12 protein-coding genes are annotated in these 14441 nt (G+C 56.0%); 8 read left to right on the forward strand and 4 right to left on the reverse strand.

The features are described 5' to 3' along the window. Nucleotides 1–139 precede the first annotated feature (139 nt). Nucleotides 140–1438: an MFS transporter gene (locus tag MIM_RS01230; protein ID WP_025370937.1), complete on the forward strand. Its 1299-nt coding sequence runs from the start codon at nt 140–142 to the stop codon at nt 1436–1438. Between the two features lie 148 nt (nt 1439–1586). On the opposite strand, the gene MIM_RS01235 is transcribed toward MIM_RS01230, so the two are convergent. Beyond that, nucleotides 1587–2060: an OsmC family protein gene (locus MIM_RS01235; protein WP_025370938.1), complete on the reverse strand. Its 474-nt coding sequence runs from the start codon at nt 2058–2060 to the stop codon at nt 1587–1589. 476 nt (nt 2061–2536) lie between these two features. Here MIM_RS01235 and MIM_RS01240 point away from each other — a divergent pair, with 476 nt between their 5' ends. Beyond that, nucleotides 2537–3430, forward strand: a complete 894-nt coding sequence (locus MIM_RS01240) for an arylamine N-acetyltransferase family protein (RefSeq protein WP_025370939.1) — start codon at nt 2537–2539, stop codon at nt 3428–3430. On the opposite strand, the gene soxR is transcribed toward MIM_RS01240, so the two are convergent. Further along, nucleotides 3356–3817: a redox-sensitive transcriptional activator SoxR gene (soxR, locus tag MIM_RS22350; RefSeq protein ID WP_084458883.1), complete on the reverse strand. Its 462-nt coding sequence runs from the start codon at nt 3815–3817 to the stop codon at nt 3356–3358. The two genes, MIM_RS01240 and soxR, sit on opposite strands and share 75 nt — an antisense overlap. A gap of 209 nt (nt 3818–4026) precedes the next feature. Here soxR and MIM_RS01245 point away from each other — a divergent pair, with 209 nt between their 5' ends. From MIM_RS01245 to MIM_RS01265, 5 genes are all read left to right on the forward strand, one after another. Continuing rightward, nucleotides 4027–5049 (forward strand): MmgE/PrpD family protein, encoded by a 1023-nt coding sequence (locus MIM_RS01245; RefSeq protein WP_025370940.1) that lies wholly within the window; start codon nt 4027–4029, stop codon nt 5047–5049. Nucleotides 5050–5168: 119 nt separating this feature from the next. Then, complete coding sequence (locus MIM_RS01250; RefSeq protein WP_025370941.1) at nt 5169–5429, forward strand: ParD-like family protein; 261 nt, start codon at nt 5169–5171, stop codon at nt 5427–5429. Beyond that, nucleotides 5426–6217: a type I methionyl aminopeptidase gene (map, locus tag MIM_RS01255; protein ID WP_025370942.1), complete on the forward strand. Its 792-nt coding sequence runs from the start codon at nt 5426–5428 to the stop codon at nt 6215–6217. The genes MIM_RS01250 and map overlap by 4 nt, the downstream gene beginning before the upstream one ends. Before the next feature lie 217 nt (nt 6218–6434). After that, on the forward strand, nt 6435–7700 hold the full coding sequence (gene pcaCD, locus MIM_RS01260; protein WP_025370943.1) for a bifunctional 4-carboxymuconolactone decarboxylase/3-oxoadipate enol-lactonase PcaCD: 1266 nt from the start codon (nt 6435–6437) through the stop codon (nt 7698–7700). A 124-nt stretch (nt 7701–7824) separates the two neighbouring features. Continuing rightward, nucleotides 7825–8187, forward strand: coding sequence for a DUF488 domain-containing protein (locus MIM_RS01265; RefSeq protein ID WP_042069828.1), 363 nt, complete (start codon nt 7825–7827; stop codon nt 8185–8187). A gap of 143 nt (nt 8188–8330) precedes the next feature. Here the strand turns inward: MIM_RS01265 and MIM_RS01270 are convergent, their stop codons facing one another. Together MIM_RS01270 and MIM_RS01275 are read right to left on the reverse strand one after the other, a co-directional pair. Continuing rightward, nucleotides 8331–10811: a membrane-bound PQQ-dependent dehydrogenase, glucose/quinate/shikimate family gene (locus MIM_RS01270; protein ID WP_025370945.1), complete on the reverse strand. Its 2481-nt coding sequence runs from the start codon at nt 10809–10811 to the stop codon at nt 8331–8333. 162 nt (nt 10812–10973) lie between these two features. Next, nucleotides 10974–13169 carry a TonB-dependent receptor gene (locus MIM_RS01275; protein ID WP_025370946.1) on the reverse strand — a complete coding sequence of 732 codons (2196 nt, stop codon included), beginning with the start codon at nt 13167–13169 and terminating at the stop codon, nt 10974–10976. 459 nt (nt 13170–13628) lie between these two features. Between MIM_RS01275 and MIM_RS01280 the strand changes: the two genes are divergently transcribed. Next, on the forward strand, nt 13629–14348 hold the full coding sequence (locus MIM_RS01280) for an IclR family transcriptional regulator (protein WP_025370947.1): 720 nt from the start codon (nt 13629–13631) through the stop codon (nt 14346–14348). Nucleotides 14349–14441: the final 93 nt, after the last annotated feature.

Genomic DNA, 14441 nt, shown 5'->3' on the forward strand with positions numbered 1-14441 from the left:
TTGTCCTTGATGCGGGCTAAGGTGTATGTAAAAACCACAGAATCAGGTGTTTTTACACGTTAACCATTCTTGCGTACTTGTGTTGCCTGTCATTACAAAGTATTTTAATTTCTTATTCTAACCGGTAAAGGACATTTACATGCAATCGACCAAGGTTTCGGTGCGCAACCTGGCTGCCGCAGTGATCGGCAATGCGCTGGAGTGGTACGACTTTCTGGTCTTCGCCTTCATGACGCCGATTATCGCCAGGCTCTTCTTTCCTGTGGACCCGTCTGCAGCAAGTGGCGATCTGAACGCTATTCTTATGACCACCGCAATATTTGGCGTGGGCTTTTTCATGCGGCCGGTGGGTGGCATCATCCTGGGCATGTATGGAGACAAAAAAGGGCGCAAGGCAGCCTTGGTGCTGGTCACATCGCTGATGGCCGTCTCCATGGCGATTATCACGTTTTCACCCACCTATCTGACAGCCGGCATGCTGGCGCCGGTCCTGATTCTGATCGCCCGACTTATCCAGGGTTTCTCGGCGGGCGGCGAATTCGGCACGGCAACGGCCCTGCTGATTGAAATGGCGCCGCCGGGCAAACGCGGATTCTACGGTTCATGGCAAATGACCGGACAGATGATTGGTCTGTTAATTGGTGCCGCAGCCGGCACCCTGATGACGGTGTATTTTACACAGGAAGAAATCGAAGCCTGGGCCTGGCGGATTCCGTTCTTTGTCGGGCTGGTCATCATTCCCGTTGCCGTTTATATTCGACAACAGCTGGATGAAACCGAGGTGTTTCGTAACGCCAAAAAGCAGGAGGCCGCAGAAGGTCACCGTATTACAATTGGCGAACTGCTGGTCAATGCTTGGCGGGAAACCGTTCTGGGTATCGGGCTGGTGGCAGCGGCGACCGTGACCGTGTACATTACCTTCACGTACCTGGTGACGTTTGCGACAAAGATACTGAAGCTGCCTTTGCAGGAAACATTTGAAGTGCAGATGCTGGGCGCGTTTTGGGTAGTGGTTCTGACCCCGCTGATGGGCATGCTGGCAGACCGGATTGGTCGCAGCAAACTGCTGATTGGCTCACTGGGTCTTTATTTTGTGATTCTGTTCCCGATCTACTCCTGGCTGACGGCAGAACCGAGCATCTTCAGGCTGATCGTGGTGCAATTGGCTACCGGCCTGTGCGCAGCGGGTTTCTTTGCTGTTTTCAGTACCGTGATGGCAGTGTTATTCCCAACGCGCGTACGTTCGCTGGGACTGTCTATTTCCTATAACATCGCGGTGATGCTGATCGGCGGCTTTGCCCAGTTCATCGTGACCTGGCTGATTCAGCAAACCGGCTCGCCCATGGCGCCAACGTATTATGTGATGTTCGGTGTGGGGCTGGGTCTGGTTGCCGCCATTCTGCTGGGCAAACGTGCGGATAGCGAAGTGACGCACTGATTGCCCTTGCTGGTTTGTTGCTGATAAGGCAGCAGCGAAGGTCATATGGCGATTGTCATGTGGCCTTTGCTTTTTCAAAAAGGGCTTTCAGAAAGCGGGGCGTGTTAACGCAGTGGTTTCTGGGGATTGCTTGCGCAGACCTGCGTGATTACGTTGTCGCGAGCCGGATATCCGGTTCAACTTCTATCGGAAAGTTAACCGAACTGGCTATAAAGCACTTTTTGTGGGCCTCGTGATGCAGTTGACGGGCCTTGTCGATATCCTGCTCCCGGCTAATGGTAATGGCCGGCCGCAGCAGTACTTTGCTGAAGGCACCGCCATTGGCGTGGCTCACCATGACGCCATGGGCGTGATCGATATAGCTCATCACCTCAATGCCGGCATCCGAACATAAATGCAGATACCACAGCTTATGGCAGGCCGATAGCGAAGCCACCAGAAGGTCTTCGGGATTCCAGCGTTGCGCATCGCCGGCAAAGGCGGCATCCGACGAGCCGGCGATGTCGGGTTTGCCGCTGACACGGATGATGTGGTCGCGGTCATAGCTTTTATAGTCTCGCGTGCCGGCACCGCGATTGCCGGTCCACTCAACCGTAACGTCGTAGTTATGAGTCACTGCCAAGGTCTGCTCCTGATGGAATCATGATAAAGCGGCGGTATGGGCGATGACGGTGCCATATTCCGTTGCACGCGCATCATCCTTTCAGATGAAAAATAATAACGTAAGTCCTTTCTGTCAGGTGATTCACAGGCGAAACAGGTTTACGGCGATTTGTATTTTTGTGTAAATGAGGTCTTGATGTGGACAGCGGGCTCATGCGATATTCCTTTTATTTCGCGGATCGACGGCCATTGCCGCGCCATTGCAGCTTGCCACGCATGAAGGCGTGCTGTCCCTGTTGACTGCGATCATTACCTTTGGCCCCCCTGGACGTTGCGCTTTCGGAGCGGGTGCTGGAAATATTCCTGCCGGCCAATGCCGGTTCTGCAGCGATCCTGCAGAGCTTGGGCACACCAGCGGAGCAGATGGTTTGACCTGAATATAGGTTGAGGTTTTACACTGCAATCGTCATTTATTCTTTTATCCGGAGTGTTTTGATGAAGACCCCGCCCACAGATTACAAAGTCGATCTGAACGCGTATTTTGCCAAACTCGGTTATACAGGATCCAGGGACCCCTCACTGGAGACGCTTGCGGCACTGCAGTTGCTGCATCAGAAGACGATCTCATTTGAAAATCTGGATCCCTTTCTGAATCGACCTGTGGCGATCGATCTGCCCAGTCTTGAGCACAAACTGATATTCAGCGAGCGTGGCGGGTACTGCTACGAACAGAATTTGCTGTTTGCTCATGTCTTGCACCGCCTGGGTTTTACTGTGTCGAATCTGCTCGCACGCGTACTTTGGGGAGCAGACGATAACGCCATTACGCCTCGCTCTCATATGTTGCTGCATGTTCGGCTGGAGCACCGTCCTTATATTGTTGATGTGGGGTTTGGCGGCAATTGCATTCCGGCGCCCATGGTGATGAACCGGGAAACGGTACAGCAAACCAGCCATGGAGCGTATCGCTGTCTGCTGATTGATGGTGAATACTGGCTGCAGGTGTATACCGGCTCGGTCTGGCGCAATATGTATCGATTTGATCTGACCCGACAGCAGCCGGTAGACTATATCGCGCCCAACTATTACACCGCTACGCATGACGATTCTCATTTTCGGCATTCGGTTGTGGCGGCAAGGATTTTTCAGAATGGCCGACATACCTTGCGCAACCAGTTGCTGACCACGCGTTACGAAGATGGACAAACGGATCAGACTATTCTGCAAAGTGCAGAAGCCGCCCAGGCCGCCTTACATGACGTGTTTGGTATTCGTGTTCCGGATAGGGCGGCGTTCGCGGACAAATGGCAACGCTTAGCCCGGGGGTGGGAAATGGGCGCCCGGCCCGCTGTCAGAGAGCCGGTCCAGGTGGTTGCGCAAGGGGCATGAAGCAATGGACAGGCAGCCGCATCCAATGCATTCGGTCAGATGATCGCGCAAGCAGCTTAGCGTTCGGATGCGGTTGTTCAGATCGTCATGCCAGATCCGGGACAGACGTTCCCAGTCTGCTGCGCTTGGGGTTCGGCCACTGGGCAAGGTAGCAAATGCTTCGGCAATGTCTGTTAATGGGATCCCTACCCGCTGCGCCACTTTGATAATGGCGACTCTGCGCAGCACTTCGCGCTTATAGCGACGCTGGTTGCCACTGTTTCTGATGCTGGAAATTAAGCCCTTGCGCTCATAAAAGTGCAGTGCAGATACGGCCACACCGCTGCGTTGAGCTATCTCGCCAACCGACAGCAGTTTTCCATGTTCCTCGGGTTTGATCTCCGGCATGAACCCTTCCCCTGTGCCTGAACTTAAGTTCAGATATTATATCTGTGATCGTTCGGTAGGTGATTACATCTGCAATTCCCCTGTGGTTAGCAGGGTCTATATATGAGCAAAATATGATGCACATCAAGAAACGACCTTAATACCGCTGGCGGCGATCTGTGGTGTGCCGCACAATAGCAGTTGTAATCAAGAGAAGAGTTAAGAAAGATATGAGCGATCCGGTGATCAGGCAATTTGCGCAACTCATCAGCAATATGGCAATTGAAAATGTGCCGATTGCGGCCACAGAACAGATTCGCTGGCGCGTACTCAATGCATTTGCAACCATGCTGTCTACGGATATTAACCAGGCGCAGCGGGAAACTGTGCTGCAAGCCGTCGCTATCGGCAACAACGGAAACCATGCCGGCAATAGCGTGTCGGGTATGGCCAATGCAAGACAAGCGTTGCCGAAGCCGTCGGCGTTATTAGCCTTGCTTTATGGCGCCACGCTTGATGTTGCACAGCCTGATGCAGATAGGGCATCTGCGGTGCGGGCCGTTGATGCGGCCATCATTCCTGCTGCGTGGGCGCTTGTTCAGGCTCGTCAGGGGAGCGGACATTTGTTCATGAGCGCGCTGGCCGCCGGTTATAGCGCAACAGCGATACTGACCGGGCTGTGTGGCACGGATCAAAGCCGTGCCTGGCAGGCCGCAGCGGATAACGGAGCGGTTGGTGCAGCAGCGGCGGCAGCCAGAGCCAACCAGCTGGCTGCCAGCGTTACCCTGGACGCAATGGGATTGGCTGCTGCGCAGGCCGCGCAACTGGCAGAAAACGCCGCGCTACTGGGTCAGGCCGGTGCGTACGATGCTGTCGGCGGTGTGGATCAGGGCCAGTGTGATCTTCCCGGCCCCGGTCGGGCCGCCACGGATGGCGTGCTCTCGGCCCAGATGGCGGCGCTGGGCGGGCATTGTTTGCCCGTCACGATTGATCAACTGCAACAGGCCATGGGCTCGTTGAATCTGAACCGGGCATTATCTGAAGCCTGGACTGCACTAGCACTTCATCAGCCCATTGCCTGTGATCAGGCCGCTCGGAGTTTTCGGCAGCGGGTTGCGCCTGTCATTGGCGCTGACGAGACCGAAACGATTATTCAGCTGATGCTGCGCCTGGAACATACTGCATCAGGTGAGTTGGCTGCTTGTATGGATGAGTGCATTGGCTTTCGTCTGAATTCGCAAGCGGGGTCATAGGCATGACTATCGTGATATACTGAACGTATACGTTTCGTATAATATCTTCAATGGAATGATGTTGTGCGCTGGCGTGGCCTTGTTGCCGCGCCATTTTTTTTACCAAAACCGGACAAATAATGGGTATTGTAAAAATCTCCGACCAGATGCATGAGAATTTGCGTCTGGCCAGTACGGCGTTAAGTCGTTCCATCAACGCACAGGCCGAGCACTGGATGCGTATTGGCATGCTGGCTGAAATGTATCCCGACCTTGATCATAGCGATCTGTGCCGTTTGCTGGTTCAGGCCGGGCAGGGTGGCTCGCTGGATCTGGGTGCCATCTCCACCATGGGCACAGCGGCCATCCGCGCGGGTGCATCGGCAGGAGCGCGTCAATGAACCAGCGGGTTTCCATCAAGAGTGCCGAGGACATTGCCAAGGCACGCATCGCCGGCCGACTCGCGGCCGATGTGCTGCATATGATCGCGCCGCACGTGAAGGCTGGCGTGACCACCGATGAGCTGGATAGGCTGTGCAACGACTATATCGTCAATGTACAGAATACCATTCCCGCTAATGTCGGCTATCACGGTTTTCCCAAAACGGTGTGCACCTCGGTCAACCATGTCATCTGTCATGGCATTCCATCCGACAAGGTGCTGCGCAATGGCGATATCATCAATATCGATGTGGCCATCATCAAGGACGGCTGGTTCGGTGATACCAGCCGTATGTACTTTGTGGGCGAGCCCGGGCCGCTGGCTAAGCGTCTGGTGCATACAACCTATGAAGCCATGCTGGCCGGTATCCGGCAGGTGCGTCCCGGTGCCACGCTGGGCGATGTAGGCTACGCCATACAGAACGTTGCCCACCGCGAAGGATTCAGTATCGTACGCGAGTATTGCGGTCATGGTATCGGCCAGGTCTACCATGACGATCCGCAAGTGCTGCACTACGGGCGTCCCGGTGAAGGACTGCGGCTGCAGGAAGGCATGATGTTCACCATTGAGCCCATGATCAACGCCGGTAAACGCCACTCGCGACAACTGGCCGATGGCTGGACGGTGGTTACCAAAGACCATTCCCTGTCGGCGCAGTGGGAGCATATGGTCGTGGTGACGGCCGATGGGTTCGAAGTGCTGACCCCCTGGCCGGAAGATCAGGAAGGCTACGAGCCCATCCGGTAACGGCCGCGCGGGCAATGAGCCCGGTGTGAGCGCCAGTGATTCACTGCCCAGGTACTCCGTCAATCATGAGGCTTATGATTCTGGGGTACCATGTCGGTCGACGCATCTGGAACGCGTGAAGAACGCGACATTGCGGCCCGCAGTATCCCGGCGCGTTGCGCGCGCAGGAAGATGCGGGCTCTTTTTCTATTATCCATTTTGTTCGGAATGACCTAGCATGAGTTTTGATCCCGTTGACCACAATCTTGAACGCGGCCTGAAGAACCGTCGTCGTATCCTGGGCGATGCCTGGGTAGAGCGCTCTCTGAATGGCGCCAATGATTTCAATGCCGAGTTCCAGCAATTGATTTCCCGCTTTGCATGGCATGAAATCTGGAGCCGGCCGGGTCTGGATCACAAGACGCGCCGTATTATTGTTTTGTCTATCACGATTGCGATGGGCCGGTGGGAAGAGTTTGAACTGCATGTGCGTGCTGCGCTTACGAGCGAAGAGCCATCGCGCATGACGCCGGATGAACTCAAGGAAGTGCTGATGCAGGCGGCCATTTATGCCGGTGTGCCTGCTGCCAACACTGCTTTCAGTCATGCCATGGCGATTCTGAAGGAAGTCGGGCCGCAGATCGGTTACGCACCGCAAGCCTTTTCTCCTTTGGATGTCTCTCATTCCGGAACTGGGCAGGAAGGCCGTACAGCCAGTAAGCCGGCGTTGCACTACACGCTACGCAGAGCCCGCAATGGCAAGGCAAAAAATACAGTTGTGTTAAGTCATGCACTGGGTTGCGACCTCACCATGTGGGATCGTCTGGCCAGCGAGCTGGCGGCCGATCATGACGTGATTGCCTACGATCATCGTGGTCATGGCAGTTCCGACGCACCTGAAGGGCTTTACCAAATGGCTGAACTGGCCGAGGACGCTGCACGACTGCTGCGCGAACTGGACTGCGGCCCGGTGATCTGGATCGGCCTGTCGATGGGCGCCATGGTGGGTCAGGAACTGGCCTTGCGTCACCCTGAGTTACTGGTTGCACTTGTGATTGCCAATTCCACATCAGGTTACCCGCAAGCTGCGCGGGACAACTGGCGCCAGCGTATTGCCACAGTGCGAGAGCAGGGTGTTGAAGCCATTGCCGATGCCGTGATGCAGCGCTATTTTCACGATACTTTCCGCAGCGAACATGCCGGTGAAGTGGCGGCGTATCGCCGTCGTCTGCTCACAACCGATATCGAGGGATATATTGGCTGCTGCAACGCTGTGGGCACCGTCGATACCACCGACAGACTCAAAAACCTGTCTCTGCCTGTCCTGGTGATCGCCGGGCGACTGGATCAGGGAGCACCGCTGGAAATGTCGGAAATCATGACTCGCGAGATTGCCGGCGCGCAACTGGTGGTGCTGGAAGATGCGTCACACATTGCGGTTGTGGAGCAGCCCGAGACGTTTGCTGCGGCGGTAAAGCAGTTTGTGAATAAACAGCGCCAATAAAAGTACGATAAGGGCTGCGACTGGATCAATGCCAGATGCAGTTAGAGGTTCAAACATAGTGACGCTCATGACGGGTATCGCTACTTGAGACGTTTCAGATGTACGGTGAGACAGGAGATCGACAATGAAAAAAGATCAGATCCAGACGAAGCGTGTATATGATGAACCTGCGGACAGTGACGGTTACCGGGTGCTGGTGGACCGTTTATGGCCGCGCGGGATTAAAAAAGAAGCGCTTAAGCACGATCTCTGGCTCAAAGAAATCACCCCCAGCAGTGCATTGCGTAAATGGTTTCATGAGAACGCTGAGCAATGGGCTGAGTTCAGGCAACGCTATTATGCAGAACTGGATGACCAGCCGGCAGCGGTGCAGCAACTGATCGATCAATCACAACAGCAGCGTGTAACCCTGTTGTATGCGGCAAAAGACGAACAGCACAATAACGCCAATGTATTGCGGGATTATCTGCGGGCGCATGCGAAATAAGCCCGGCATCGTAGTCCACATCAGTACAAAAAAGCCCCGATGGCATCTGTCATAGACAGGCGTTATCGGGGCGGTTTTTTTTGGGGCGTTGTAGCAGGCAGGACCGCCTTGCAGACGCCATACCCGCCACGTTATTTCATCTGCTATTGTCCCTTGTTGGCATCATCAGGCAGCGCATAGGCAATGATGTAGTCACCGCGATCGGGAGACTGTCTGGCGCCGCCTGCGTTGATCAGAATGTACTGTTTCCCGGTCCTGGGAGAAATGTACGACATGGGGCCGGACTGGCTGCCTACAGGCAGACGTGATTTCCAGATTTCCTTGCCGGTGGATGAATCATAGGCGCGCAGATAAAAGTCCTGAGTACCTGCGAAAAACAGCAGACCGGCCTGGGTTGCCAGCGATGGTCCCAAAGTGGGCATGCCGATAGGTATGGGCATACCCATGCGAATACCCAGCGGACCCGTATCCTGGACGGTACCCACCGGAACCTGCCAGACGATCTTGCGGGTTTTCAGATCAATGGCGGTCATGGTACCAAATGGCGGTTTCTGGCAGGGGATGCCTAACTGCGACAGGAAGCGCTCGCGCATGGCGCCATACGGCGTTCCGTCCTGGGGTACAACGCCCATTTCAATGCCGCTGGCACCCGCACCCACTTTATCGCGGGGGATCATGTAATTAGCCAGGCCCAGCCGCATGTCATTAACAAACATGTAGTTGGTGGTCGGATCTACCGAGACGCCACCCCAGTTCATACCGCCGAGTGAGCCGGGAAACTGCAGGGCACGGTCTTCTCCCGGTGGCGTATATACACCCTCGTGACGCATGCCCTTGAACTGAATCCGGCACAGTAACTGGTCGAAGGCGGTCGCACCCCACATATCGGATTCTTTTAAGGTCTGGTTGCCGATGGACGGCATGCCCACAGAAAACGGTTGAGTGGCAGAGTAGCGTTCGCCCTTCACGTTGCCCTGAGGTACCTGTTTTTCCTGAACCTGCGCCAGCGGCTCGCCGGTAATGCGGTCCAGCATGAAGATTTCCCCCTGTTTGGTCACTTGTACCAGGGCGAAATGGGTACCGCCTTTGCCATCAGGGATGTCATAAAGCAATGGCTGTGCAGGCAGATCAAAGTCCCACAGGTCGTGGTGGGTGGTTTGGAAGTGCCAGCGTACTTTGCCGGATTTAACATCCAGTGCAACGATGGATGAACTGTATTTGTCGTCCAGTTCAGTGCGCTGGCCGGCATAAAAGTCTGGTGTCGCATTGCCGGTAGGCAAATAGACCAGGCCGAGCTTGGCGTCGTAGGACATGGCAGACCATACGTTCGGTGTGCCACGGGTGTATGTCTGGCCTTCCGCAGGCGTGCCGGTCATGTCCGGATTGCCCGGGTCCCACGCCCATTCCAGGTTGCCGGAAATAACATTGAAGGCACGGACCACGCCTGGCGGTTCGTCTACTGAAAAGTTGTCAGCAACACGACCGCCGACAATCACCACATGACCCGCAACCAGTGGTGTCGACGTTTGCTGGTAGTAGCCGTCTTTGACCTCACCCATGCCCACTTTCAGGTTGACGGTACCCATATTACCGAACTCGGAGCAGGGTTGGCCGTTGTCGGCATTAATGGCGATCAGGCGGGCATCGGTGGTGGGCAGAAACAGGCGCCGTGGGCAGGTGACTGCGTTGGCCGGCTGGCTGGATGGCATGGTGTCTGCAGGTATTGTGCCTTCGGCTATCGCGTTATTCTGTTCGCCTGTGGCCTGGGCGCCTTCGGCGCTGGCCAGGGCTACGGTATGGGCACTGGCGGTTGCATCGAAATACCCCAGACCGCGGCAGCGTTGCCAGTTGGGAGCTGTGGCCTGAGCATCGTAACGCCATTTTTCCTTGCCGGTGTCGACGTCCAGTGCCAGCACTTTGCTATAGGGTGTGCACACATAGAGTGTGTCGCCGATTTGCAAAGGTGTATTCTGGTCTTCGGCGCCCGATCCCGTACTCTCCGGAATATCGCCGGTGCGGGCAGTCCAGGCCACTTGCAGTTTGCCGATATTGCTCTTGTTGATCTGGTCCATGGCCACAAAGCGCGTTCCGCTTGTAGTGTTGCCCCAATGTTCCCAGTTGGTCGGCGCATCGTTGCGGTCTACTTTGGTGACGGGTGCAATATGCTCTGCCTCAAGGACCGATTTCGGGAAAAAGAAGAGGGTGAACGTACCGACAAGGCCGATGGCAAGGACTGCCGAGGCCCAGCGCGTGATGCGGCAGGGCGCTTTGCCCCGGGCGCGGCGCAAGGCAGGAACCGCCAGCGTAACCAGAAAAGCCAGAACGGCAAAGGCAAAGACGCGCGCGACCAATGGCCAGAATTCCCAGCCTGCTTCCCATACCGCCCAGACAAGCGTGGCAATAAACGCCAGGGCATACAGCCACGCACCCAGCAGACTCTGTTTCCAGAGCAGGTAGCCTGACAGCAGCAGCGCCAGACCCATCAATACATAATAAATACTCCCACCCAGCACGGCCAGCCAGGCACCGGCGCCGGTCATGAACAGGCCGATCAGAATAAGGAGCACTGCCAGCACCTTAAGGCCGGCGGCAGCGATGCCGGAAATGGGTCTGCGTTCGTCCATTGTATTCCCCTCCTGAAACAGACAACTTAACTACGATGATTACTTTGGGCTTTGTGGCAGCGTGAGGCGCAATGCCGCGCCAGCAGGCGGCGCTGACAGCGCCAGCTTGTGCCGCCGATCAGGTCAGGTGCGCGCCGGGCAAAAGATAAAGCTATTCTAACGCTAAAAACGGTAACTGACCGTCATGCCCGCGGTCCAGTTTCTGCCGGGTGCAGGTTCATAATAACGTTTATTGGCATCGTTAATGATGACTGATCCCGCATAACGGGCATTGAACACGTTGTCCAGGCGCCCGAAGGCATTGACCGTCCACTGATCGCGTTTCCACGTGTAGCCCGTGTGCAGACCGGTAACCACTGCCGAAGGAGCCGATTCGCTATTTTGGTCGCTCACGTAAACTTTACCCAAATAATCAACATCGACACCGCCGTTCCAGCCTTGTTCCGGTTCCCATGCCAATGATGCGGTCGCCGTATTGCGGGCGATGCCGGGGATCAGGTTGCCGGCAGGCACCTCTGGGTTGCTGCCAGCGCAGGTGCCGGAGCAAAAGCTGTCGCGATAGCGGGCGTGCAGATAAGTATATGAAAGACGGGCATGCAGATGGCGGTAAAACCGTGCATCCCAGGCCAGTTCGACACCATCGCGCAGGGTACGGCCTGCATTCTGATAAGTGGTGCGCCCACCGGAAGCCCCTGCGCTTACGATTTCATCCTTGGTGTAGGTGCGAAACACGGCCGCTGTTAGTTGTCCGTTCAGGACATTGTTGGCCTTAAGCCCCGCTTCCAGCGTTGTATTGACCGACGGTTTCAGACCAAAGTTCAGGCCCGGTTCGTTATCGTTACGGTATGACAGTTCGTTGAAGGTGGGGGTTTCAAAGCCGCGGCCCGCCGTGACGTAGAGCGACAGATCGGGTGTCGCCTGGTAATTCAGGGCGATGACGGGCAGCAGTTTGCTGTAGTTGGCCGTGCCGCTGTCGTCAGCATTGCCATTTGTGATGTAGCGGTCAGAGGACTTGAAATGGACGTTGCTGTAGCGCAGGCCGGCATCCAGTGTCCAGCGCTCGGCGAAGTTCCACGATGCCTGTACGTAAGGATCCAGGTTCCAGACGTTGTTGATTTCATCGCGCCGCAGGTTACCCTGCACGCCAAGCTGGTCGCCGATAAAATTCTCATAACCTTTACGTGCTTCGCGCATCGTGTCCCAGGCCACGCCGGCGACCAGAGTGAGCGGCCGGTCGGCCAGCGAGACATGCGAGGTGAGGCGGACATCTGCCCCCCCGTATTGCCGTTTGAGCCAGATCACACCGCCCGAATGGGATGGCGCACGTTGCGGGCCGATAGGAATGGATAGAAACTGCTTCGTTTCGCGTTCGCCGTAGTAGCCCATGATGCGCAGATCAGTCCGGTCGGACAAGGGCTGGTCATAGACCAGCCCCCCTTGAGTCTGCTTGGTGGTTTTGCGTACGTTGTAGGTTTGCGCATTGGGAGACGACGACCGTGGATCGTTTTCGAATTCGTCCCGTGTCAGCCCCTGTGGGTCATCGGCCGATAGATCGACGTGATTGAGCAGCAGGCTCAGGTGGCCGTCCTGGCCCACATTCAGGCCGAGTTTGGCATTGACCTGGTTTTTCTCGGCCTTGCTATGTTCGCGGTAACCGTCAGTACGGAAATGGTTTGTGCTCAGCAGATAGTCTATCGCGCCGGGGCCATCGCCACGAGAACCTGACGCCTTCATGCCATAACGCAACTGACCGTAGCTGCCGGCGGCAAACGACGGTGTCAGGGTGAGCGGCCCTTCGCCGGTTTCAGTTTCGGTTAGCAGCACGCCGCCCGAAGAGTTGCCGTAAAGCGTGGAAAACGGCCCGCGCAGGACTTCGGCCGAATCAATTGACGACAAGTCGATATTGGACGTTTGACCCTGCCCGTCTGGCATGGTAGCCGGAATGCCGTCCACATACAGGCGGATGCCGCGTACGCCAAAGGCGGAGCGGGCGCCGAAGCCGCGAATGCCTACCTGCAGATCCTGTGCATAGTTCTCCCGGTTGCGTACGGATAGCCCCGGGATGCCGCGCAAGCCTTCGGACAGATTGACCTGCATTTCGTTCGCACGGATTTGCGCGCCGTCGATGACGCTGATCGATGCCGGTATTTCACTGGCAGGGCGATCCATGCGGGTGCTGGTGGCCACAATGGGCGACAGCTCGGTAACGGGGGCGTCTGGCGTGGCAGCGGCAGGGACCGCTTCCTGCGTGGCTGTGACCGCTGGAACTGTTGTTACCGGCTGGGCGCCTGCTGTGCAGGTAAATAGCGAGAATAGGCAGCCGGCCACAACCGTGGGCTTCAAAGTAGGCGAACTCATGGACAACTCATACAAATTAGTGGGGCAGAAAGCAGGCCTGACGACACGTCTCATCCGGGCTACGGCTACATCCGCCGGGTTGAACGAGATATGTCTGTTAAAGGCCCTGTTATGTCCGTTTTGTAACGAACTTAACTCTTGTTACGTTCTATGATAACCCGCCAGGCTACCTGCAGGACCAAACATGAATCAAATACTTATTCTCGCAGATGTATGGCGATCGTTTTGTCTTCGCCGCTATGGCGATAAACGCCTGACAGTCTGATGGGTTACGTCATTCAACGATGATTGCCGGGGTTTGTACTGAGCAGTGTTGCGAAACAGCCACTTGCCATGGGTGTGATATGGGTTTGTTCGATATGTCTGGCCGATATTTGATATCGCATCACGAGTGCGCTAATAGCGCGGATATTCGTTCAATCCACTATAAAATACCCTCAACAAATCAAGAGGTGGATTGTGCCAAGAAAAGCGTCAACATTATCGGTCGCTGACGAGAACCCGGCCGCAGGCGGCGTTGCTGCGGTGGACCGTGCCCTGTCGCTGCTGACCGTGTTTCGCAAGAACGATGGATATCTTTCGCTGGTGGAGCTGGCGGATCGTACGCGCATGTACAAGAGCACGATCCTGCGGCTGCTGGCTTCGCTGGAGCATTACGGCATGGTGCATAAGTCCGATGACGGACGCTACGGCCTGGGTGAAGGCGTTGTGCGGCTATATGGAGTCTACAATTCGGCGTTTTCCCAGGCGGATGTCATCATGCCGGTGCTGCGCGCGCTGGTAGAAAAGACTCAGGAAAGCGCGTCGTATCACGTGATGAGTGGTAACAGCCGGCTGTGCCTGCATCGGGTGAACTCGCCGTTGCCGATCAGCTATCGGACCAGTGAAGGGGATGTATTGCCGCTGGATAAAGGCTCTGGTGCGCGCGTGCTGCAGGCTTTCACCGGTGTTAAAGGAAAATTGTATGACCAGATCCGCCGCGATGGTGTGGTTGTGCTGGACGGCGATCGCATGCCCGATCTGGCGGGCGTATCTGCGGCGGTATTCAATGCACATCATGAATTTGTGGGGGCGCTGACGCTGACCATGCCTTCGTCCCGTCTGCAGCCCGGTTTTAAAGACGAAGTGCTGCAGGCCGCCCTGGCTCTCAGTAAAAAATTTGGCTATACCCAGGACTGATTTTTCAGGACCATCCTCTGGCGCTGCCAGGCGCATCAACGCTACGCTAATCCGTTAAGCAAAACGGCAAAACGGCAAAACGGCAAAACAAAA

The organism is Advenella mimigardefordensis DPN7, assembly GCF_000521505.1.
Taxonomy (GTDB): domain Bacteria; phylum Pseudomonadota; class Gammaproteobacteria; order Burkholderiales; family Burkholderiaceae_B; genus Advenella; species Advenella mimigardefordensis.

Coding starts and splice junctions, on each gene's coding strand:
- MIM_RS01275 (WP_025370946.1), bottom strand. CDS start 13,169: ATGAGTTCGCCTACTTTGAAGCCCACGGTTGTGGCCGGCTGCCTATTC.
- MIM_RS01245 (WP_025370940.1), top strand. CDS start 4,027: ATGAGCGATCCGGTGATCAGGCAATTTGCGCAACTCATCAGCAATATG.
- MIM_RS01240 (WP_025370939.1), top strand. CDS start 2,537: ATGAAGACCCCGCCCACAGATTACAAAGTCGATCTGAACGCGTATTTT.
- MIM_RS01265 (WP_042069828.1), top strand. CDS start 7,825: ATGAAAAAAGATCAGATCCAGACGAAGCGTGTATATGATGAACCTGCG.
- MIM_RS01270 (WP_025370945.1), bottom strand. CDS start 10,811: ATGGACGAACGCAGACCCATTTCCGGCATCGCTGCCGCCGGCCTTAAG.
- map (WP_025370942.1), top strand. CDS start 5,426: ATGAACCAGCGGGTTTCCATCAAGAGTGCCGAGGACATTGCCAAGGCA.
- MIM_RS01230 (WP_025370937.1), top strand. CDS start 140: ATGCAATCGACCAAGGTTTCGGTGCGCAACCTGGCTGCCGCAGTGATC.
- pcaCD (WP_025370943.1), top strand. CDS start 6,435: ATGAGTTTTGATCCCGTTGACCACAATCTTGAACGCGGCCTGAAGAAC.
- soxR (WP_084458883.1), bottom strand. CDS start 3,817: ATGCCGGAGATCAAACCCGAGGAACATGGAAAACTGCTGTCGGTTGGC.
- MIM_RS01250 (WP_025370941.1), top strand. CDS start 5,169: ATGGGTATTGTAAAAATCTCCGACCAGATGCATGAGAATTTGCGTCTG.